Origin of the sequence: Taishania pollutisoli, assembly GCF_014518315.1 — a bacterium.
Classification (GTDB): Bacteria; Bacteroidota; Bacteroidia; order Flavobacteriales_D; family Crocinitomicaceae; genus Taishania; species Taishania pollutisoli.
Map to the genome: position 1 here is coordinate 1 of NZ_JACVEL010000020.1, position 21,238 is coordinate 21,238.

General features: G+C 37.3%; 21 protein-coding genes. 9 read left to right on the plus strand and 12 right to left on the minus strand.

Annotation, left to right across the window (positions count from 1 at the left end):
- Positions 1–426 precede the first annotated feature (426 nt).
- The 3 genes from H9Y05_RS15645 to H9Y05_RS15655 form a co-directional block, all read right to left on the minus strand.
- The gene (locus H9Y05_RS15645) at positions 427–768 is read right to left on the minus strand and encodes a hypothetical protein (protein ID WP_216714818.1); all 342 of its coding nucleotides are present in this window, start codon (positions 766–768) and stop codon (positions 427–429) included.
- A gap of 195 nt (positions 769–963) precedes the next feature.
- Complete coding sequence (locus tag H9Y05_RS15650; protein ID WP_216714819.1) at positions 964–1,269, minus strand: hypothetical protein; 306 nt, start codon at positions 1,267–1,269, stop codon at positions 964–966.
- A 2-nt stretch (positions 1,270–1,271) separates the two neighbouring features.
- On the minus strand, positions 1,272–1,670 hold the full coding sequence (locus H9Y05_RS15655) for a helix-turn-helix domain-containing protein (RefSeq protein ID WP_216714820.1): 399 nt from the start codon (positions 1,668–1,670) through the stop codon (positions 1,272–1,274).
- Between the two features lie 144 nt (positions 1,671–1,814).
- On the opposite strand from H9Y05_RS15655, the gene H9Y05_RS15660 reads away from it, so the two are divergent.
- From H9Y05_RS15660 to H9Y05_RS15670, 3 genes are read left to right on the plus strand one after another with little or no spacing between them, the layout of a single operon-like run.
- Entirely contained in the window at positions 1,815–2,249 is a 435-nt protein-coding gene (locus H9Y05_RS15660; protein ID WP_216714821.1) for a hypothetical protein, read from the plus strand.
- 2 nt (positions 2,250–2,251) lie between these two features.
- Complete coding sequence (locus H9Y05_RS15665; protein WP_216714822.1) at positions 2,252–2,887, plus strand: T9SS type A sorting domain-containing protein; 636 nt, start codon at positions 2,252–2,254, stop codon at positions 2,885–2,887.
- Between the two features lie 46 nt (positions 2,888–2,933).
- Positions 2,934–3,761, plus strand: coding sequence for a hypothetical protein (locus H9Y05_RS15670; RefSeq protein ID WP_216714823.1), 828 nt, complete (start codon positions 2,934–2,936; stop codon positions 3,759–3,761).
- A gap of 31 nt (positions 3,762–3,792) precedes the next feature.
- Here H9Y05_RS15670 and H9Y05_RS15675 read toward each other — a convergent pair whose 3' ends face one another.
- Positions 3,793–4,044 (minus strand): hypothetical protein, encoded by a 252-nt coding sequence (locus H9Y05_RS15675; RefSeq protein WP_216714824.1) that lies wholly within the window; start codon positions 4,042–4,044, stop codon positions 3,793–3,795.
- Between the two features lie 51 nt (positions 4,045–4,095).
- Positions 4,096–4,995, minus strand: a complete 900-nt coding sequence (locus H9Y05_RS15680) for an IS1595 family transposase (protein WP_216714825.1) — start codon at positions 4,993–4,995, stop codon at positions 4,096–4,098.
- Positions 4,996–5,182: 187 nt separating this feature from the next.
- On the opposite strand from H9Y05_RS15680, the gene H9Y05_RS15685 reads away from it, so the two are divergent.
- The 3 genes from H9Y05_RS15685 to lysA all read left to right on the plus strand — a co-directional run bounded on the left by H9Y05_RS15685 (position 5,183) and on the right by lysA (position 8,405).
- On the plus strand, positions 5,183–5,512 hold the full coding sequence (locus H9Y05_RS15685; RefSeq protein ID WP_216714826.1) for a hypothetical protein: 330 nt from the start codon (positions 5,183–5,185) through the stop codon (positions 5,510–5,512).
- 409 nt (positions 5,513–5,921) lie between these two features.
- Positions 5,922–7,238 (plus strand): aspartate kinase, encoded by a 1,317-nt coding sequence (locus tag H9Y05_RS15690; protein WP_216714827.1) that lies wholly within the window; start codon positions 5,922–5,924, stop codon positions 7,236–7,238.
- A 6-nt stretch (positions 7,239–7,244) separates the two neighbouring features.
- Positions 7,245–8,405 carry a diaminopimelate decarboxylase gene (gene lysA, locus H9Y05_RS15695; RefSeq protein WP_216714828.1) on the plus strand — a complete coding sequence of 387 codons (1,161 nt, stop codon included), beginning with the start codon at positions 7,245–7,247 and terminating at the stop codon, positions 8,403–8,405.
- Here lysA and H9Y05_RS15700 read toward each other — a convergent pair.
- From H9Y05_RS15700 to H9Y05_RS15710, 3 genes are all read right to left on the minus strand, one after another.
- On the minus strand, positions 8,402–10,294 hold the full coding sequence (locus tag H9Y05_RS15700) for a M1 family metallopeptidase (RefSeq protein WP_235992238.1): 1,893 nt from the start codon (positions 10,292–10,294) through the stop codon (positions 8,402–8,404). The genes lysA and H9Y05_RS15700 overlap by 4 nt on opposite strands.
- A 70-nt stretch (positions 10,295–10,364) precedes the next feature.
- On the minus strand, positions 10,365–11,126 hold the full coding sequence (locus H9Y05_RS15705; protein ID WP_163491312.1) for an exodeoxyribonuclease III: 762 nt from the start codon (positions 11,124–11,126) through the stop codon (positions 10,365–10,367).
- Between the two features lie 67 nt (positions 11,127–11,193).
- The gene (locus tag H9Y05_RS15710; RefSeq protein WP_163491314.1) at positions 11,194–12,072 is read right to left on the minus strand and encodes an alpha/beta hydrolase; all 879 of its coding nucleotides are present in this window, start codon (positions 12,070–12,072) and stop codon (positions 11,194–11,196) included.
- Positions 12,073–12,257: 185 nt separating this feature from the next.
- Between H9Y05_RS15710 and lpdA the strand changes: the two genes are divergently transcribed.
- Positions 12,258–13,661 carry a dihydrolipoyl dehydrogenase gene (gene lpdA / locus H9Y05_RS15715; RefSeq protein WP_216714829.1) on the plus strand — a complete coding sequence of 468 codons (1,404 nt, stop codon included), beginning with the start codon at positions 12,258–12,260 and terminating at the stop codon, positions 13,659–13,661.
- A gap of 209 nt (positions 13,662–13,870) precedes the next feature.
- Entirely contained in the window at positions 13,871–15,655 is a 1,785-nt protein-coding gene (locus H9Y05_RS15720) for a hypothetical protein (protein ID WP_216714830.1), read from the plus strand.
- A 3-nt stretch (positions 15,656–15,658) separates the two neighbouring features.
- On the opposite strand, the gene H9Y05_RS15725 is transcribed toward H9Y05_RS15720, so the two are convergent.
- From H9Y05_RS15725 to H9Y05_RS15740, 4 genes are all read right to left on the minus strand, one after another.
- Entirely contained in the window at positions 15,659–16,225 is a 567-nt protein-coding gene (locus H9Y05_RS15725; protein ID WP_216714831.1) for a hypothetical protein, read from the minus strand.
- A 104-nt stretch (positions 16,226–16,329) separates the two neighbouring features.
- Complete coding sequence (locus tag H9Y05_RS15730) at positions 16,330–17,565, minus strand: BaiN/RdsA family NAD(P)/FAD-dependent oxidoreductase (protein WP_163491322.1); 1,236 nt, start codon at positions 17,563–17,565, stop codon at positions 16,330–16,332.
- A complete protein-coding gene (locus tag H9Y05_RS15735; protein WP_163491324.1) occupies positions 17,565–18,596 on the minus strand; it encodes a toxin-antitoxin system YwqK family antitoxin in 1,032 nt (343 codons plus the stop codon). The genes H9Y05_RS15730 and H9Y05_RS15735 overlap by 1 nt, the downstream gene beginning before the upstream one ends.
- Positions 18,597–18,851: 255 nt before the next feature.
- A complete protein-coding gene (locus H9Y05_RS15740) occupies positions 18,852–19,994 on the minus strand; it encodes an acyl-CoA dehydrogenase (protein WP_163491326.1) in 1,143 nt (380 codons plus the stop codon).
- A 56-nt stretch (positions 19,995–20,050) separates the two neighbouring features.
- On the opposite strand from H9Y05_RS15740, the gene H9Y05_RS15745 reads away from it, so the two are divergent.
- Complete coding sequence (locus H9Y05_RS15745; protein ID WP_163491328.1) at positions 20,051–21,139, plus strand: anhydro-N-acetylmuramic acid kinase; 1,089 nt, start codon at positions 20,051–20,053, stop codon at positions 21,137–21,139.
- Positions 21,140–21,238: the final 99 nt, after the last annotated feature.

Below are 21,238 nucleotides of genomic sequence, written 5' to 3' on the forward strand. Positions count from 1 at the left end.
CGGCGAAAGCCGTAAAACTATAAAATCAACCTAAACTAACAGCGGAAATCCGTCCAATTAATAAGGGGTCGATACACATAAATAGAAGAGGTGTCAAAACCTACTAACAGTTAAATTCAAAATTTATGGCAAAAACTGAAAAAGGAAAGAAAAAGGTATATGTTCACGGACATACAAAAGTTGTAAATGGAAAAGAGGTTTTAGTACCTGCTCATTATCGTTCAACTCCTAATTAATTCCAATTAACTCTCCGATTTATATTCCTTGGGTTATATAAACCGTTTGTCACCATAAACATAGTGGTTCAAGGTATTTTTATCATTATGTTGAATTGATAAATGGTAGATATAATGAAAAAGGAAATATTGAACATGAGGGTAAAATAATAACAGGATATGGATTACTTCTTTTGCATAAATTTATTCCTCATCCTTCGTATTGAATAAAAATTGTAAAATCTATGTCTTTTAATTGTTTACCATTTGTATCAAATAAATAATAATACCCATATTCATTTGAATCTAATTCTTTTGGTATATTATTGGAAACAAAATCATTTTTATTATAATCGAAATAATAAATCATACCACTTGGCCCTATATTAGGGTCTTTTTTTAACAATTCAATCTTCGTTTCACTAAATAATTTCAGATTGATTTCATCTGTTTCCAATTTGATTGTCAAATTTTTAATAATTACATTTTTACTATTTGGTAAAAAACTATATTCATCATTTAAATTCTTATTTGTTATTGTTAATTCTGGCATTATTTCTTATTTAAGAGGTTATTAATGATTGTATCTTTTTCAAATAATCACCAAACAAATTAATGGTTTGTCTATATAATAGATATGAAAGAAAAAAAGAGATACGGTAATAAAACTATTCAAATTTGTTTTTATATAAAAAATCCATTTAAGAAAATCGAACCTGGTAAAATGTCACAAGGAAAGGAATATAAATTATTCCCTGGAATTAGAATGTTTTTCTCCTGGAATTCCTGACCATGGATCTACTCTTAATGCTATAAATCTTAATGGTTCAATTTGATCAGTTGCTTCTCTATTTTTATTTAATTGTTTAATAACGTTATGAAAAAGCTTATTAGCCGTATGTGTACTTTGTAAATCCGGATGACAAAGAGAACTATTTGGTAAATAATATTTATCATAATCATATTCCCAATTGTCATCAAATCCAATTTCAAGTAATGCTCTTTTTACATCATCCCTTCCATTACTAACATCATAGGTAATAAAAACTTGCATAATTATTTCTTATTTAAGAGGTTATTGATGATAATATCTTTTTCCTTAATTTGGTCTTTAAGGAATTGAATAAGATCGTTGATAGTTTTTCTATCTTCTTTATTTTGGGATTGAATATGGCTATTAATTACAAAAGCATGTTCGGCATCAGAACCATAGTTATAATTATGGAAGATATATTTTTCATCAAAATTAAGTAAGTCATTAATTCCAACATTTAATATTGAAGCAATTTGATAAGCTTTTTCAATATTAACATCAACTTCATTTCTTTCAATTCTACTATAACCAGGAACACTCATTCCTAATTTTTCAGCCATATATTCTTGGGAATAATCTTTCAATTCTCTTAACTGTCGGATTTTCTTTCCAATACGTATTTCTTTCTCTTGTTCATTCATAACAATCAATTTAATATGTAAAACTATTAAAATAAACTATAAGTACAAAATTAACAACTAAAAGTATATGATAGTAACATTAAAGTAAACATCAATCATTAAATGTGCATCTAATTTTGTCTATAAAAATAACCTAAAATTATTATGGCAACATTTAAATGTATATGGTGTGGGAATCATACGAATATGCCTGTTAAAGAAAGACTCTTTTCCACAAAATATTTTTGTGGAAAGAAATGTTTAACTGAGTATCAAAAACAAAAAGGTGAAGCAAACTATTCAAAAGCAGAAACAAAAGTCTTCAAAGCTCAACAGGAAATTTTAGAATTAGAACAACAAAAAATCCGGGATGAACAAGACAAAAAAGATAATCAAGAACTAGCCATTAAAACATTCAAAATTTATACTGCTTTTAAACCATATTTAAAGTTCATCATTCCCCTTTATATAATAGCATTCCTTATTACATTTTTTAGTGTTGGTGAAGATGCAAGAATATTACCATCTATATTCTTTGGCTTTCCAATTCTATTCGTTATCTATTTAATTATTAATTACATATCTAATAAACCTGAATAATCATGAAAAAATCTATTTTAATTTTCGCCTTTAGTTTAATAACTGCGTTGTCATTTGGACAATGGTTATTACAGATTCAAAAAGCAGGAATTCCTGGTGGAACATTTATAAATGTATCATTTACACAAACTTATTCACCTGATAGTATTATATATACTGCTATTGGAAACTCGGCGGCAAATACGATCCATAATTTAGATGATTTAAACTCTTCATACTATTATAAAATGAATCAAACAGGAAGTCAATGGTATTACATTTTTAAAAGTACTAATTTTGATAATTATTCACCTGAAAATAGGATCTTTTATGTTGATACTATAATTACATATTATACTGGTGGTGGTGAACCATCAACAACTCCAGTAAATATGAAAATCGACTTAAATAATGCTATCAATTACCTATCTACACCAATTGTAGATATAAATTCTGTATCTATTTACCCAAATCCGGTAACTGACTATTTAAACATATCCATTAATGGAACTGAAAATATCATTTTAACTGGTTTAAACGGCCAAATCATATTTAATGATATAATCTACACAGAAGGTAAAATTGACTTATTAAATCAACCCAATGGAATCTATATTTTACAAATAGGAAATCAATTCCATAAAATCGTAAAACAATAATTTATATCTTTAAATTCAGGTTAATTAATCAACAGAATTAAATATAATGTCTGGAATTTGTGCACTTTGTGGAAATAATAGCGAATTAAAAAATTCACACATCATTCCTAGTTTTATATTTAGATGGATGAAAAAAACAGGTGCTGGAAGATTACGAAATGTTAGTAATCCAAATAAGATTGAACAGGATGGAATAAAAACAAAACTTCTTTGTAATGAATGTGAAGGTAGATTTTCAATTTCAGAAACAAAAATGTCCACAAATATTTTTTATCCAGTAGTCGATGACAATGTTCATTCTTTTCAATATGACTCAACATTTTATTATTTTACAGTATCTATTTTTTGGAGAGTTTTAAAAAATTTCTTACTTGAAGAACATAAAGATACTGTATGGTATAATGAACTGCTATTTGCTGAGCAGGAATGGAAAAATTATTTGTTAAATCAAGTACCAATTCAAAAAAATAATGAATTTCATCTTTTTATAGGTGCTAATCTAACTGAAGAATGTTCAGATGAAACATATATAAGGTATATGGCTCGAAACGTTGATGCAAGTATTCCACATAATGATGACATCTGTTTCTTCTTCATTAAAATACCACGGTTTATTTTTATCTTACCAATCGAGGGAATTAACAAAGAAGATTTCAAAAATTCTATTATTAATCCTTCAGGAGGCGTTTTTGATATTAAATCAGTAGAAATCTCTGAAAGCATTATAGGACAAACTATAATAGAAAGAGCTGAAGAATTTTCACAAATACAAGATAGGATGTCATCAATTCAAATAAACAAGATGAAAGAAAACACTAAAAAATATCAAGATAATGACATACAGAGAGTATTAAGATATTTCAGTGAAAAATAAATTTAATATTCAGATTGTTTCCGTTGATAAATTAATAAATATACTGATGGGTTTCTACTTGAGTTCCTTTAGCTGTTATTATTCGAGGAGAATAATAAAAACGGTTATTTGGATTTCTTTTTTTGAAAATTTTTATTTCCTGCAACTGTTTAAATTGAAAATCATCAATTATATGAAATTCTATTCCTGTTGTATTTTTAAATTCTTCAAATAATGAATCTATTTTATCTATAAATTTATCACATAACTGTTGTTTTTCAACTCTTTGTTCTTCCGTCATCATAATATAAATATGTTTTTTTATTTATACATGGGATTGGTTTGAAAGTTTGATTTATTGATGTGTATTTTTGATTAGCGTATCGAATATGTTTTCATTAAATCTGTTGTTATAACGGAATGAGAATTCGTTGATATAGTTTTGCATATATTTGACAGAAACAGAATGATAAATGCCATAAATACCTCTTTTTAAAATTCCCCAAAATGATTCAATGTTATTGGTATGAATTTCATCTTTGGCAAATTCTTTTGAATGATCAACTTTTAAATGTATAAATCCAGATTTTGATAAAATGTTGTAACTCCTAAATTCATCAGAAATTACAGTTGTTCCAGTTTTTGTTACTTCTGATAGAATACTTAAAAGTTGTTTCCCTGTAAGTTTTTGATTATTTTCATTCGGTAATGCAACTTTAGCATAAACTTGTTTACTGGTTCTATCAATAATTCCAATTACCGGAGTTTTGAATGACCCTCTTCCACGTTTATTTTTAAATTCATCAGTTTGCATACCTTTATTTTTCTTTCTTGGTTTACCACCGATATAGGTTTCATCAATTTCGACAGTTGATGAAAATACATCTTTCATACCTTTTGAAGCCATTGCAGTTCTGATTTGTTTCAACATTCTCCATGCTGTTTTGTATGTAACTCCAACTTCTCTTTGTAATTGACATCCAGATATACCTTTCTTACTGTTTAAAAACAAATGAATAGCATAAAACCATTTACGTAATGATGTAGATGACTTCTCAAAAATGGTTCCTTTAAAGATACTGAAATTGTTATTACATGTTTCACATTGATACATCTTCAATTTGTCTTTCCTGTGGTATACTTTATCACTACCACAATGATCACAACATAAGTTACCATTGTATTTGATTTGGATATAATAATTAATGATACTTTGCTCTGTACTAAATTTGTCCTGAAATTCTAAAATCGTCATGTTATAACTATAAATAAAAGTTTTCTAATTCGGAAATTCCTATTATATTTCGAGTGTAATAGAAATCTGATTATCAGAAAAATATATTTGCAGTTATTTGCAACTTTTAGCGATTAAAAATTCTATTTTTAAACCTATTTTAAACTTTTTGATACTAGTTAACATATAATAAAAACAGATAATAAATATGAAAATTACACTTACCGATTTAAGCAAATTTGTTATTATAGGACGTAATGAACAAAATTCAATGTTTTATATCAGACCAAAGTCTGATTTTATAAAAGAGATGGAAGGAAAAAAAACATCACCAAATTATTTCGTAATATCTACTGGAAATGAAGGTTGGACAAACGAATCTGAAATTATTAAAATGATTGATGATGAAACTAAATTTTATACCTATTCATATTCTGAAAACACATTTACAGATATTGAAGTTGTCAATGAACATATACGCACTGTAAAAAATGATACTACGAAAGACAATATTGAAAGTCTTCCCATTATGTCTTAAATATTTCTAGTCAATAAGGGTATAGTTACGAATCTTTATAGAATTTATCACGAAAGACACATTTTTTTATTTTTTTTTCACAATTCACCCAACCATTCCTTTAACCGATTCGTTATACTGTCAACAGAGGTTAGTTTTAAATATTTTGGTTAAACATATCTACCTTTTACAATTGATTTTCTGGTTTCATATTCTAACGAAATGAGGCACATAAATTCTTCGGAGTTTATGTGCTTTGTTTTTTATGATTTGTCCTTCTCCATTTTTAGCTTGAGTTTTTGAAACATGCATAAGTTCATTATTTAACAAATAGTTATTAATTTAATAAATTGTTTTATTTTTAATAATTAAATGTAAGTTTTATATAATTTTGCCTTTTGATTCAACAAAATATACTGATTAGCAGTCTATGAAAATACTCAAATTCGGGGGGACATCGGTCGGAAATTCACAACGTATCAAAGCACTTACAACCATTGTGGATGTCACTCAACGGCAAATCATCGTGCTTTCCGCTGTGGCGGGAACGACAAATTCATTGGTTGAAATTTCAGAATTACTCTACCGGGAGAACAGAGAAGAGGCACATCGAAAAACGGACGAACTGCAAAGTGCATACGATCGCTTAGTGGAAGAACTTTATGAGACGGGGAAAACGTTGCAAAAAGCCAAACTGTTAATCCATTGCCATTTTGATCTGATTCGCTCTTTATCCAATGATTTATTTACACCTGTAGAAGAGAAAATTATTCTCGCGCAAGGGGAGTTAATGTCAACAGCATTGTTTCAGTATTACCTGGAAGAAACAGGAGTTCAATCAATCCTATTGCCGGCGTTGGAATTTATGAGGCTCAATGAGGACAACGAACCAGACATTGAATATACCCGGCAGCATTTATCTGTATTGCTGGAAACACACAGGGAAACACACTTGTTTATTACACAAGGGTATATCTGCAGAAATGCATTCGGAGAAGTTGACAACCTTCGTCGTGGAGGTTCTGACTATACTGCTTCACTCATCGGTGCGGCCATTCAAGCGGAAGAGATACACATCTGGACTGACATTGACGGAATGCATAACAATGATCCGCGAATCGTCCAAAATACGCGTCCCATTGCAAATTTGAGTTTCGAAGAAGCTGCCGAGCTGGCTTATTTCGGAGCAAAAATCCTGCACCCTCAAAGCGTTTTCCCTGCACAAAAATACACTGTTCCCGTTCGGTTGCTCAACACCATGCAGCCACAGGCAAAAGGGACACTGATCAGTAAAAACGGAGACACATCTTCATCAGGAATCCGTGCCATTGCAGCGAAGGATGGAATTACAGCAATCCGTATCCAATCTTCCCGAATGTTGCTGGCGTATGGTTTTTTACGACGGGTTTTTGAGGTTTTTGAACGCTACAAAACACCGATTGATATGATTACAACCTCCGAAGTTGCGGTATCTCTCACCATTGATGACACCCGGTTCCTGGAAGAAATCATAACAGAACTTACCGGTTTCGGGCAGGTATCCGTAGATGCCGACCAAACGATTATTTGCATTGTAGGCACCTTTAATATTGATACGAAAGGATACGCTGCTCAGATTTTTGAGGGAATCCGACATCTTCCGATCCGAATGATTTCCTATGGAGGTTCCGATCACAACATTTCACTGCTGGTTCATTCAGCCCATAAAGCAGAAGCACTGCAATCGTTACACCTTCACTTATTCTGAGACCTTATGTTTGATCCGAATTTAACAAGACAATTGGAAGGTGTCGAAACACCGTTTTATTATTACGATCTTGACCTGTTGAAACGCACGTTGGAAACGGTTAAAGCAGCAGCTGAGAAACGGAATTTTCATATTCATTATGCCTATAAAGCCAATTACAATGAACGGATATTACACTGGATCAACGCGTACGGATTCGGAGCTGATTGTGTCAGTGGAAATGAAGTCAAAAAAGCAATAGAAATAGGGGTTCATCCGGATAAAATTGCATTTGCAGGTGTTGGAAAAACAGACAAAGAAATTCGCTATGCCCTCCAACAGGAAATTTTTTCCTTCAATGTGGAATCTCCGGAAGAACTGCTCGTGATCGGAGAATTGGCGGTGCAAGAACAACGAACGGCCCGGATCGCGCTTCGGATCAATCCGAATGTAGACGCACAGACACATCACTACATCACCACAGGTTTGGACGAGAATAAATTCGGGATCATGCCGGGAGATCTGCCGGAATGTATTGCTGTCGCCAAAGCAAATCCATACCTGGAATTACACGGTATCCACTTCCATATAGGTTCACAGATACTTGAAATGAATGTCTTCAAAAGCTTATGCATCAAAGTAAACGAATGGAACAGGTGGTTTGAGGAACATGGCATTTATTTAAGAACGCTGAATGTCGGAGGTGGGTTAGGGGTTGATTACAAACAGCCTGATGAATTTCCACTACCTGATTTTGATGCTTATTTTTCTGTTTTTGAACAATTCCTCGAAAAACGTCCCAACCAGGAGGTTCATTTCGAAATCGGGAGAGCAATAGTTGCTCAATGCGGAACATTGATTTCAAAAGCATTGTACATCAAAAAAGGAATCAAAAAACATTTCGTCATCCTCGATGCCGGGATGACTGAACTGATGCGTCCCGCTTTATACCAGGCTTACCATGCAATTGAGAACATTTCAGCAAAAACCGGAGCAGTACAATTACACTACGATATTGTCGGACCGATTTGTGAAAGTTCAGATTCATTTGGCAAAGAAGTATTGTTACCGGAAGTTCATCGAGGAGATTTACTGGCCATCCGAACAGCCGGAGCCTATGGCGAAGTCATGTCTTCCCGTTACAATCTCCGGGATGAAATCCGTCATTACTTCAAAGAAACCGATTAAGATTTGAGGATTTCTTCGATGGATATACGTGCAATCGGATGGTAATTTCCTTTGGCTTTTTCAATTATTTTTTTTGCCAGCTCTTTATCGCTTTGGTACCTGCTGTTGTTGAGTTCTTCGTAAATGGGTTCCAGGTATTTCAATCTCCCGGTTTTCAGAAGGAATTTTTCCATGTTCGGTCGTACCAGTGTGTATCCTCTCTCAATGGCCAAGAGGTACCATTCACACATGATTTCAGAATTCCCACAATTCTTGAATCCCAGCTGGTCATCAATCATTTTCAAGGTTTTCACATCTATATCTGCGGGCAATTTACGGATAAACGCCATCCATTCCTGAGTTGTCAGATCGTCACGCTTGTATTTTTTGAACTTTGAACTGTTTTTCCCGTTGGCCACATCTTCGGCCAGTTTTTCTACTTTCTCAAGGCGACCGGACGTTATGTGAATACAATTTTCGGGGATGCCCGGTTCATAAATCCATTCATCCGTATTGAAATCAATTTTATTCGGTTGCAGCAGGTGATGATCTAAATAAGTTACAAATTCCTCTGTGGATAACGTCTTGAAAGCATGATCGCTAAAGTATTTTTTCAGGAACTTATCAAACTTCTTTCTACCTGCTACCTGTTCCAATGTCCGCAGGAAGTACGCACCTTTAATGTATGCAATATCTGTCATTCCTTCATCCGGACTTCTGTCCGTGAGATTTAATTTCAGTTTTGTGTCCTGTTGATCAATTTTTTTCAATGTTCGTTCTAATTCCTGGAATTCAATAACAGCGAGGATGTCTGCTACTTCTTTCCCATAAAGCTCTTCCATAATCCGGTTTTCAAAATACACCGTAAACCCTTCATTGAGCCAGAAATCTTCCCAGGAAGCATTCGTAACCAGGTTGCCGGACCAGGAATGTGCCAGTTCATGCGCAATAACACTCACCAACGAGCGATCGCCTGTGATCAACGTCGGATTGGCAAATGTCAATCGCGGATTTTCCATCCCGCCAAACGGAAATGAATAGGGAAGCACTACTACATCGTATTGTTCCCAGCGGTAATCCCCATATAATTTTTCGGCAGCATTGATCATTTTTTGCAGATCTGCGAATTCATACGCGCAGGTATCAATCAGTTCAGGTTCTGAATAAACACCACAGTTTTTACCCAGTGACCGATACTCCAGGTTTCCTACTGCAATAGCAATCAGGTAAGCCGGAATCGGTTGTTTCATCTCAAAATGATACTCTCCCGTCTCGTTTTTTGAAGTCGGATTGGTTGCACTCATCACTGCCAGAAATTCTTTGGGAACTTTTACATCTGCAGAATACGTAATCCTGTTGGAAGGACTATCCTGTATCGGAATCCACGTTCTGGTTAAAACCGTTTGCCCCTGCGAATACATGAACGGGTATTTCTTTCCTTCTGTTAATTCAGGAGTCAGCCAGTCCAGGGCTTCCGTTTTATCTGTTGTTGAGTAGTAAATATTGATGAATTCAACCGTTGAGTCAATGGCAACCATCAGCGGAGCGCCGATAATCGGATCATCTTGCCCGATGACATAATCTGTTTCTTTCTCTTTCCCTTGTCCGGTTGTCACTTTTTGAATAACGATGTTTTTAACATCAAAAACGGCCGTGTCAACACCTTTTTCATTGACCATCTGGTGCCGTGCAACACCATAAATGGTATTGTTGTCAAAATTGACATCCAACTCTAGGTGTAAGTGCTTTGTATGAATTTCATCCAGGTTGGCATACGAGTGGATATCACCATCATTGAGTCGTCGCTTTTCAGCAATATTCTGCTCCTGTTTTTCAGAAGGAGAACAGCTGGTGAGAAACGCAATAAAACATAGGAGTGTGAAAAGTGTGGATTTCACAGAAGTATCCATTTTCTTTCTTTTAGGCATTCAAAAGTAACGAAATAATAATTACGTACAAGGAAACGTTGCATTTCCTGTTTTATTGGATACTAATTCCAACCGGGCAGTGATCCGACCCTTCAATTTCATTCAGAATAAACGCATCTTTGATACGTGGCAGAAACTGCTCAGATACCAGGAAATAGTCAATCCGCCAGCCTACATTTTTCTGACGTGCACCACCTCTGTAACTCCACCAGGTATATTTTATGGTATCTCCGTGAACAGACCGGTACGTATCAATGAGTCCATTGGAAGTGTACGCATCCATTCCATTAATTTCTTCCTGCATGAATCCCGCTGATTTATTGTAATTTTCTTTCGGTCGCGCCAGGTCAATTGCTTTGTGAGCGACGTTAAAATCCCCGCATACGATTACCGGCTTGGTCTTTTCCAGGTTTTTAAGGTAACTTAAGAATGCCTCGTCCCATGTTTGACGGTATCCCAGTCGCAGCAACTCGCTTCCTGAATTGGGGATGTAAGCTGTGATCAGGTAGAAGTCTTCAAATTCCGCACCTGTTACACGACCTTCATTGTCATGTTCTGAAACTCCGATGTTATAAAACACTGCAATCGGTTTAACACGTGTAATGATAGCTGTTCCGGAATACCCTTTGCGTTCCGCTTCATTCCCGTACACTTCATATCCTTCCAGACCAGCAACAGCTTCTTTTGTCTGTTCTACGGTTGCTTTCGTCTCCTGTAAACAAATAATATCAGCGTCCAGCGAACGCATGTCATCTATAAATGACTTTTTAATAATGGCTCTGATGCCGTTTACGTTAAATGAAATAATTTTCATGGTCTCACACATTCTTTCAGTGCGTTAAGATAGTAAAATACTTCAGTTGAAGAGTCAGAAACGATTTTTAGTAATTAAAATGTGTGTTGATAAAGTTGGCTACTTTCAGCGTGTAATCAGTAGATGTTGCCTGACTCCATCCTCCGTGTCCTTCTCCTGCATACAGTGTCGCCTCGTTGTAAACGCCCGCAGCATTGAGTTTATCGTGCAGTAACGGCAGTTGTGTTTCCGGTACAAGATCGTCAGCATCTCCGAAAAATGAAATGGTCTTCGGAGAAGTCGCCGAGATGTAATGAACGGGACTTACTTCGAGGTACAACTCCGGTTTCTGGGCGTATGTATATGGTCCGACCAGGCTCGTCAATGCGTACTGATAAATTGAATTATCTGTATACGATGGATCTGTAAAATCTGCCGGACCCACTGTGTTGCAAATTCCTTTCACGTTGTGGTTCGGGTCGAATGCATAACCGTATAACATCGCCAGGTGCCCGCCTGCTGACGCTCCAAAGAAAAAGTATTCACGGGAAACATTGTATTTTGCCTGCTGAATGTGTTGCAACGCCAGTTGAATGTCATTGATCTGCTTCGGATACCCCGGACTGGAAAGAGTGGCAAGCCGGTAATTGATGTTGATAATTGCATGATTGGGGTAATATTGTTTCAGTACATTGAAAAAGCCATCGAAATCAGCTTTATCTCCCGCATGCCAGCCACCTCCGTGTACCAGAACAAATACTTTTGTTGACGCACTTCTGTTGGCGGGTAGGTAAATATCCATATCTTGTCCTGCTTCACTTCCATACGAAATGTCGGCAAGTACATAGGATTGTTCGGTCTTGTAAACAACTTCTGTTTCCTCTTCTTTTTCTTTGTCCTTTTTGCAGGCAGAGAAAACAAAAGAAGCGGCAATGAATAGAATAGCGATTGGGTGAAAAAATTTCATACTGTTCATTTATTTCTAAAGTATGTACCAAAGATAATCAAAGAATTGAAGTTTTAAAAAACTATTTGTATTCGTACACGGAAGCACTTGTTTTTTGCGTCCATTCACCTTTTTTATCTGCCGATATGACTCCCCAGTCAGATAAAGTAATTACATTTGCAGGGAAGATAAAAAACAGACAAAAAATGAGCAATTACGACGTTACGATTATCGGTTCCGGTCCCGGCGGATATGTGGCAGCAATCCGTTGCGCACAGTTGGGATTGAAAACAGCACTTATTGAAAAATACAACACACTTGGTGGAACCTGTTTGAATGTAGGATGCATCCCTTCAAAAGCATTGTTGGATTCGTCTGAACACTTCCATAATGCTGTGCATAATTTTGCTGAACACGGAGTGATTATCAATAAGCCGAAGGCCGATATCAAACAAATGATTGCCCGTAAAAACGGAGTGGTAGAGCAGACATGTGCAGGGATAAAATTCCTGATGGACAAAAATAAAATTGATGTCTATCACGGGTTAGGCTCGTTTGTAAACGCTACAACAATTAAAGTGGTAGATGCGGAAGGAAAAGAAACGCAGCTAACGTCTAAAAATACAATCATCGCTACAGGTTCAAAACCTAATTTCTTCCCGGGAATGGAGCCGGACAAAAAGCGTATTATTACTTCGACAGAAGCATTGAGTCTGACAGAAGTACCGAAGAAAATGCTGGTAATCGGGGGAGGGGTAATCGGCCTCGAATTAGGTTCCGTATACGGACGTTTGGGAACTGAAATCGAAGTTGTTGAATTTGCTCCGAACATTATTCCGACAATGGACGGAACAATGTCGAAAGAATTGACACGCGTATTGAAAAAAGAAGGGTTCAAATTCCACATGGAACATCGTGTTCAAAAAGTAGAAAACAAAGGAAAGACAGTTGTTCTTACTGCATTGAATAAAAAAGGGGATGAGGTAACAATGGAGGCAGATTACTGCCTGGTTGCCGTAGGTAGAAAACCATATACGGACGGACTTGACCTGGAAAATGCAGGGTTGAAAACAACGGACAGGGGACAAATCGAGGTCAACAATCATTTACAGACTGCGGTACCGAATATTTATGCCATCGGAGACGTTGTTCGCGGAGCAATGCTGGCACACAAAGCAGAAGAAGAAGGTGTTTTTGTTGCGGAATTACTGGCGGGACAAAAACCACATATCAACTACGATCTGATTCCGGGAGTTGTTTATACATGGCCGGAAGTTGCAGCTGTTGGAAAAACAGAAGAAGAATTGAAAGCAGCAGGAGCAAACATCAAGGTTGGATCATTCCCGATCAAAGCGTTGGGAAGAGCTCGTGCATCTATGGACATCCAGGGATTGGTAAAAATCATTGCAGATAAAGAAACAGATGAAATCCTGGGGGTTCACATGATCGCGCCACGAGCGGCAGATTTGATTATGGAAGCTGTTGTTGCAATGGAGTACAGAGCTTCTGCAGAAGATATCGCACGAATCTGCCATCCACATCCGACGTATTCAGAAGCGGTAAAAGAAGCTGCACTGGATGCTACGGCAGGAAGAGCGTTACATGTGTAATTGAAAAGATATAACGACAGAAAAAGGAGTGATTTTTTGAATTGCTCCTTTTTTGATTATAAACGGGTTAATTATTTTACACCATTCGATCCGGTTTTGTCTTTCATCTCATTAAGCAATAAATTAAGGAGAATTTATTCTTTCCACATCTTTTCGTTTTTCATCAAAAAACCAACTTTAACGTTATTTTTGTCTTAAAGATTTCGTGCATGAATCGATTCAAGACAGGCTACAACACATTTACGATCGGTATTCTACTGATTCTGATCATGGGAGTATTGTTCTTCTATAACGGAATCCCAAACATACTTACCTGGGATGTAATGGGATATAACTCGTATCTTCCGTTGATTTTCGAACAGCATTCATTCGACGTAAACCTGGATTATTTTAGGGTAATCAATGAACGGTATGATTACTCCTCTACGTTGTACCAATACGTTGATTTACCCAACGGAAATGTCTACATCAAGTACACAATGGGTTGGGCGATTCTATACACTCCATTTTACCTGATTGCAGAAGTGTGGGCAAGTTGGGGAGGATATGTCAGTGACGGATTTTCTTATCCTTACCAGGTAATGGCTTATCTGGGGTCATTCTTCTACTTTATCCTCAGTATTGTTCTGTTAAGAAGGGTTTTACGATTATTTTTCAACGAACGGATCGGAGCAACAGTATTGCTGATTATCGGTTTTGGAACCAATTATTTTTACATGAACTGCGGATCAGCGGGAGTGACGCACAACCTGGTTTTTATGCTGGTGTGCTTTTTGATTCTCCGCACCCATTCTTTCCACGAGAACGTTACGGTTAAAAATGCCATTTTGCTGGGAGTTTCGATTGGTCTGATTGCCCTGACACGCACCCCATCGGTTGTATTAGGTCTTTTCGCTGTGTTTTACAGTTATAAAAAATTTGGATCTTCCGTTATCAGTAAAATTGTGTTTTTTCTCCGCTCAAAAACCGGGTACGTACTGATTGCAATACTGGCAGTTGTGTTGACATTTCTTCCTCAAGTGATTTATTGGAAACTGACTTCAGGGAGTTTCCTGATCAACAGTTATGCGAACAATCCGGGGGAGGGAATGGACTGGTCAACACCTTACATGTCCGAAGTTTTGTTTAGCTTTAGAAACGGGTGGCTGATTTATTCTCCGGTGATGATTTTTGCGGTGATCGGCTTTTATTACTGGATCAAAAATGACCGTTCAACAGGGATCGGTGCGTTGCTCACATTCCTTGTCTTCTTCTATGTTGTCAGTTGCTGGACGACCTGGTGGTACCCGATTCCTTTTGGTCACCGGGGAATGATCGATTGTTACCCGATTCTTGCAGTTAGTTTGGGGTATTTCATTAAGGATTTCGGAAAGAAATGGGTAATGGCGTTGATCGGACTCATGATCCTGCTTAATTTATTTCAGACTTACCAGGTTCGAAAACGAATATTTCATGCCAGCAGAATGACGAGGGAGGCTTATTGTTCCGTTTTTTTACAAACAACCCCCATGACAGCACAACAAAAGTTATTACTGGCAATTGATGAAGCGGATCTTGAAAGTGCTGCGGTCCATCTCTCTGATGATTTTAAATTACTTTATACGGACAGTTTAGTATTTGACAATTTTGTTTTGTCACAAAAAAATCCGTACGCTCCCGGAATTACGTTGTATCCCGGTAAGATAAAGGATGTACAGCACCTGCTTGTTCGGTCGGAATGGAGTTATGAAGGCTCTCCCCGGCAGTTGGAGGGAAAGATCTTTAATGAACACATGAAGTATGGAGATCAGGTTTATGGCTGGAGAGGAAAGCAATACAAAGACATCAACATGATTCACGATTCTGTCAACAAGCGGGTTATTTTCAATTACGTTGTACCGCATCTTCGAACAAAACGGGATGAGACTTATACCGGTTTATGGGCACAATCAGGTGACAGTATTGTGGTAAACCGCTTAAAAGTAGGGATCTATGAATGGAATCCGAAAAAGTAATTTCTAATCCAATCGCTGGGTGACAATTTTTGAAATAAACCGAAAGAATTGATGGGGGAGAAAGGTTCTCCATTCCACATCGTCTAATTGCCCACCCATTAAAAAATACTGGTCAATATTGGCGTGCTGCATTTCTCTACTCACATGATCGTGAAAATTGACAAGAACAACCCATCCATCTTCGATGTCGTCAATCCATTCTTCATAATAACTATCATCCGACGAATGAAAATTCAGTACGTTTTCTCCTACTAAAATAAACTTGTTGATTCCTTCATGAATCAATGTGTCGATAATATCCCGTTTCAGTGTCATGATGTCATTCTCAATCGCATCGTTCCATTCTCCGATTAATTCAATGATTGAATAGCCGTCCTGGTAATCAATAAACAAAATCTTGATAAATAATGTTTCCGATCCGATGGTATCCCACTGCGGATGAATCACGTAATTATAAATCCGATGCTCGAATTCAAACTCACTGTACACACGTCCGTAAAAAGGCGATTGCGGGTCGTCTTCTGCGGTGTAATACCCTCTCCATCCAAAATGCGGTTCTACAAAATGCATACTGCAAAGCAAGTTATTTTTATTAAAAAAATGATCTGAAACCGGGAAATATATTTATTGCCATATCGCAATATTGCAATAAGACGATATCGCGATATGGTGAATTAGTCTTTTCCGGCGTGTTTGCCTGCAATGTAACCGGTTGTCCAGGCTGCCTGAAAGTTAAATCCGCCAGTGATTCCATCTATATCGAGTACTTCTCCCGCAAAGTACAGTCCGTTTATTTTTTTTGACTCCATGGTATTGAAATCGATCTCTGAAAGGTGCACTCCTCCGGCGGTAACAAATTCTTCTTTGAAGGTTGTTTTTCCGGACACGTCATATTTGTCAAACAGTAAGGCTGTAATCAGTTTGTTCAGTGATTTTCCTTCCAGTTCTTTCCAACGGACTTGGGCGGGAAGTTCATATTTCTGCAATAAAAACTGCCAGATTTTGTTGGTAATTGAAAACGGATTGGCATTACTAAGCATCTTCTCCGGTTGCTCTTTTTTATGACGTTGTAACCGCTCCCTCAATGCTTCTTCTTTCATTTCATCCAGCCAATTAACAAAAATCGAAAACCGGTATTTTTTTTCTTCCAGTATCCGCGCACCCCAGGCAGAAAGTTGTAAGATTGCCGGGCCGCTCATTCCCCAATGAGTTATGAGCAGCGGGCCTTTTCCCGTTAATTTTGTGCCTTCAATTTTTACGGTGGTTTGTTCGACGACATTCCCCATTAATTCCCGGATCGGATTTCCGGGCATGTTGAACGTAAACAAAGAGGGGACAGGGGGGACTATTTTCAGCCCTAATTCCTCCAGCCACTTCAACCCGCTCATTTTTGGTTGTCCACCGGTTGTTACAATCACTTTTTTAGCGTAAACAAGTTGTTCATCCAGCGTCAGGATAAAGATTTCATTTTCCTTCCGGATGGCTTTTACCGAATGCTGAACCTGCAATGTGACTCCCCGGCCATAACACTCTTTCAATAAACAGTCAATGATAACCTGTGAATCATTTGCCTGCGGAAAGATGCAATTATCTGGGTAGGTTTTTAATTTCACTCCCCGCGATTCATACCATTCAACTGTGGATCGGGCGTTAAATTGATAAAAAGCTCTTCTCAGCTGCTTTTCTCCACGGGGATAATATCCGGACAATAATTCATTGTCAAAACAGGCATTGGTCACATTGCAACGCCCGCCTCCAGAAATCTTCACCTTGGAAAGCAGTTTGGCAGACTTCTCAAAAATCGCGACAGTATTGGTTGTATTCTTTGCATGAATGGCAGCAAAAAAGCCGGCTGCACCGCCTCCGATTACTGCTACATCAAGCGTGACCACACGGGAATCAGTATTCATTATTTTTTGGTTCCCTTCTTTTTAACAGCGTCGTCTTCTGCATCTGATGTTGTCGGTGCTCCAAACGAATAGGTTTCGTTGCCATGTTCATCAAACAAGTGCTCTTCAATTAGCACATCTTTTGCATATACAGCAATTCGTTTCGGCTTTTGGTCCGGATAATATTCTTCAAATTTTCCTTCTTTCTGTCCTTTCTTGTTATAAGTTTCCAGCGTCTGAATGTGTCCCTGGTAATAGAACATTTTGAACTCTCCCGATTTGACCCCATTTTCCCAATTTTCCGTTCGCAGTAAGACACCGTCATCGTAATAATACTTCTGAATCCCGTTCTTTTTGTTGGCTTTGTAATTCGCTTCTTCAATCACAACTCCCTGCGCGTTATACATTTTGAACGGACCATCCATCAAACCGGCAACATAGTTCACTTCCTTGAATACTTTCGACCCTTTGTAATATTGCTTTTTCACCCCATCCAGCACTCCGTTTTTATAGTGCTCTAATTTTGTCGTGTCTCCGTTTGCTTTGAAGTTAACTTGTTTTCCATGCTTTTCCCCCAGGTAATAGTTCATTTCCCACGCAACAATTTGAGTGGAATCATAAAAATACGTCCATGTCCCGGATTCTGCTCCCTGAATATGGGAACGTACCGCCTGAATGCATCCGTCTTCGTAATAAGTTGTATCAATTCCGTTTTCACGTCCGTCAACAAACGAAATCCTTCTTTCGAGCAAACCGTTCATAAAACACGATTCACAGGTACCCGTAAATGGTTTTCCTGCCCCCGTTCTGTTTACATTGTCTTTCGCCTTTTTCAGAAACAGGTCTAATTCATGATCGTATTCAATTTCCTCGTTGCAATCAACTACGCCAACAAGTTTACCGCATTCCCAACTATCAATGCCTTTGCTTCGTTGATTTTTCGCACGTTCATAACAAGGAACGGCATTGTCTTTTTCTTTCTTCATAGAACCGATTTGTCCGAATGAAAGAAATACGCAACTACTAAAAATAATACTGCTAACTGTCTTCATGAGGTCTTGTTTTTTGTAAAAATAAGGTCAATAATCATACCTTTTATAGAATCGGTGGAAAATGATTTCAACAATTTGCAGTAAAATCCCTGTTTTGAAAGCTGTCAATACGATTATGATACGATTGATTTAATGGAATTGAGTGAATAATGCATTTCATTCAACACGTTAACAAAAGCCATTTAATCTGTTGGTTATTAAATAAAAAAAGCCACTCATCTGAGTGGCTTTTCAATATGGATAAGTCTGAATAAATTAGTCTTTCAGAATATTTCTGGAAATAACGATTTTCTGAACTTCAGATGTTCCCTCATAAATTTGTGTAATCTTGGCATCACGCATTAAACGCTCAACGTGGTACTCTTTAACAAAACCGTATCCTCCGTGGATCTGAACAGCCTCAACCGTATGTTCCATTGCTACTTTTGAAGCATACAACTTCGCCATTGCGGATGATTGGTCATAATTACGTCCGTTGTCTTTATCCAACGCAGCACGGTACACCAACAAACGAGCAGCTTCGATGTCTGTTGCCATATCTGCCAGTTTGAATGCAATTGCCTGGTGTTGCCCGATTGTCTTACCAAATGCTTTTCGCTCTTTCGCGTAAGCAGTTGACAACTCAAATGCTCCTGCCGCAATTCCCAATGCCTGGGAAGCAATTCCGATACGTCCGCCGGAAAGAACTTTCATTGCAAAGGTAAATCCAAAACCATCTTCTCCGATTCTGTTTTCCTTCGGAACTTTTACATCGTTGAACAATAGTGTGTGTGTATCACTTCCGCGAATTCCCATTTTATCTTCTTTCGCACCAACGATGAATCCGTCCATTCCTCTTTCGATAATAAACGCATTGATTCCTTTGTGTCCTGCTTCAACATCTGTTTGAGCAATTACCAGGTAAATAGATGCCGAAGATCCATTTGTGATCCAGTTTTTCGTTCCGTTCATCAAATAATAATCTCCTTTATCGATCGCTGTTGTACGCTGTGAAGTAGCATCTGATCCTGCTTCCGGCTCGGACAAACAAAATGCACCGATTTTTTCACCTTTTGCAAGTGGAACCAGGTATTTTTGCTTTTGTTCTTCCGTACCGAATTTTTCCAACCCCCAACAAACAAGAGAGTTGTTGACCGACATACACACGGAAGTTGAGGCATCAACCTTGGAGATCTCTTCCATCGCCAACACATAAGAAAGTGTGTCCATACCACTTCCTCCGTACTTCGGATCAACCATCATCCCCATAAATCCCAATTCTCCCAGTTGCTTGATCTCTTCGGCAGGAAAGCGCTGTTCATTATCGCGCTCAATCACACCCGGTTTCAATACATTTTGGGCAAAATCCCTTGCAGCAGCTTTTACAGCCAAATGCTCTTCTGATAATTCAAATTTCATACGTATCTTTATGGTTTCATTTTGAGTATCTGCAAAAGTAATCAAATATTAAAAAAATGCAAGTTAAAGATTTTCTTCACTACGAATTAATCGGATTGATGTCAGGTACTTCGCTGGATGGCGTGGATATTTGCCATGTTGATTTTTTTTACAAAAACAACAAGTGGAGTTATAAAACACACAACGCAAGAACACAGGTCTATCCTGCACACCTATTAAAGCAACTCAAAAATGCGGTTAATTTATCTGGACTTGAATTGTTTTCGTTGGATCAGCAACTAGGTGTTTTTTTCGGTGAATGCATCAATAATTTCATAGCAGATTTTTCAATTCAAAAAAATGCGATTACGGCAATTGCTTCACATGGACATACAGTCTTTCATCAACCGGATAAAGGATTAACTGTTCAGATTGGTTGCGGTGAAAGTATTGCATATACAACCGGAATCAACACCATCAATGATTTCCGGACAAAGGATGTGCTGCACGGAGGACAAGGAGCTCCATTGGTTCCGATTGGTGATCAATTACTTTTTTCAGAGCAGGCGGATGCTTTTTTGAACATCGGAGGATTTGCTAATTTTTCTGTATTAAATACAGATGCCACCGTTACTGCATTTGACATCTGTCCGGCAAATATTATAATCAACTATTTTACCCGGCAATTAGGATTGGAATATGACAAGGATGGCACCATTGCTTCAGCACAGACACCTGATGACACATTGCTGAATTTATTGAATGAGATCGACGCCTACAATCAGCCACAACCTCCGTCACTTGGTTGGGAGTGGATAGAACAAGTGATCTTGCCTGTTTATGAGCATCAACCAGTTTCAATCGAAGTAAAGATTGCCACTGCAACGGAACATGCTGCTTTTCAGATTGCAAGAAGGTTAAATGAATATCATTGTAAGTCTGTATTTATAACAGGGGGAGGGACTAAAAATACATTTTTGATCAGCCGGATTGAACATTATTTCAACGGTAAAATTGTTATTCCTGATGAAGAAACAATTGATTTTAAAGAAGCATTGATTTTCGCTTTTTTGGGTGTATTACACCTGGAAAACATCCCGAACTGCTTGCCTTCTGTAACGGGCGCATCAAAAGCTGTCGTAGGGGGTGTGATGCACCGCGCATGATTTTTTTGTGTTTATGGATTACAATATCGTAATATCGTAATATCGTAATATCGTAATATCGTAATATCGTAATATCGTAATATCGTAATATCGTAATAT

Excerpts from the sequence above, each read along its gene's own strand:
- H9Y05_RS15645 (WP_216714818.1), bottom strand. The coding sequence starts at position 768 with ATGCCAGAATTAACAATAACAAATAAGAATTTAAATGATGAATATAGT.
- H9Y05_RS15650 (WP_216714819.1), bottom strand. The coding sequence starts at position 1,269 with ATGCAAGTTTTTATTACCTATGATGTTAGTAATGGAAGGGATGATGTA.
- H9Y05_RS15655 (WP_216714820.1), bottom strand. The coding sequence starts at position 1,670 with ATGAATGAACAAGAGAAAGAAATACGTATTGGAAAGAAAATCCGACAG.
- H9Y05_RS15660 (WP_216714821.1), top strand. The coding sequence starts at position 1,815 with ATGGCAACATTTAAATGTATATGGTGTGGGAATCATACGAATATGCCT.
- H9Y05_RS15665 (WP_216714822.1), top strand. The coding sequence starts at position 2,252 with ATGAAAAAATCTATTTTAATTTTCGCCTTTAGTTTAATAACTGCGTTG.
- H9Y05_RS15670 (WP_216714823.1), top strand. The coding sequence starts at position 2,934 with ATGTCTGGAATTTGTGCACTTTGTGGAAATAATAGCGAATTAAAAAAT.
- H9Y05_RS15675 (WP_216714824.1), bottom strand. The coding sequence starts at position 4,044 with ATGATGACGGAAGAACAAAGAGTTGAAAAACAACAGTTATGTGATAAA.
- H9Y05_RS15680 (WP_216714825.1), bottom strand. The coding sequence starts at position 4,995 with ATGACGATTTTAGAATTTCAGGACAAATTTAGTACAGAGCAAAGTATC.
- H9Y05_RS15685 (WP_216714826.1), top strand. The coding sequence starts at position 5,183 with ATGAAAATTACACTTACCGATTTAAGCAAATTTGTTATTATAGGACGT.
- H9Y05_RS15690 (WP_216714827.1), top strand. The coding sequence starts at position 5,922 with ATGAAAATACTCAAATTCGGGGGGACATCGGTCGGAAATTCACAACGT.
- lysA (WP_216714828.1), top strand. The coding sequence starts at position 7,245 with ATGTTTGATCCGAATTTAACAAGACAATTGGAAGGTGTCGAAACACCG.
- H9Y05_RS15700 (WP_235992238.1), bottom strand. The coding sequence starts at position 10,294 with ATGGATACTTCTGTGAAATCCACACTTTTCACACTCCTATGTTTTATT.
- H9Y05_RS15705 (WP_163491312.1), bottom strand. The coding sequence starts at position 11,126 with ATGAAAATTATTTCATTTAACGTAAACGGCATCAGAGCCATTATTAAA.
- H9Y05_RS15710 (WP_163491314.1), bottom strand. The coding sequence starts at position 12,072 with ATGAAATTTTTTCACCCAATCGCTATTCTATTCATTGCCGCTTCTTTT.
- lpdA (WP_216714829.1), top strand. The coding sequence starts at position 12,258 with ATGAGCAATTACGACGTTACGATTATCGGTTCCGGTCCCGGCGGATAT.
- H9Y05_RS15720 (WP_216714830.1), top strand. The coding sequence starts at position 13,871 with ATGAATCGATTCAAGACAGGCTACAACACATTTACGATCGGTATTCTA.
- H9Y05_RS15725 (WP_216714831.1), bottom strand. The coding sequence starts at position 16,225 with ATGCATTTTGTAGAACCGCATTTTGGATGGAGAGGGTATTACACCGCA.
- H9Y05_RS15730 (WP_163491322.1), bottom strand. The coding sequence starts at position 17,565 with ATGAATACTGATTCCCGTGTGGTCACGCTTGATGTAGCAGTAATCGGA.
- H9Y05_RS15735 (WP_163491324.1), bottom strand. The coding sequence starts at position 18,596 with ATGAAGACAGTTAGCAGTATTATTTTTAGTAGTTGCGTATTTCTTTCA.
- H9Y05_RS15740 (WP_163491326.1), bottom strand. The coding sequence starts at position 19,994 with ATGAAATTTGAATTATCAGAAGAGCATTTGGCTGTAAAAGCTGCTGCA.
- H9Y05_RS15745 (WP_163491328.1), top strand. The coding sequence starts at position 20,051 with ATGCAAGTTAAAGATTTTCTTCACTACGAATTAATCGGATTGATGTCA.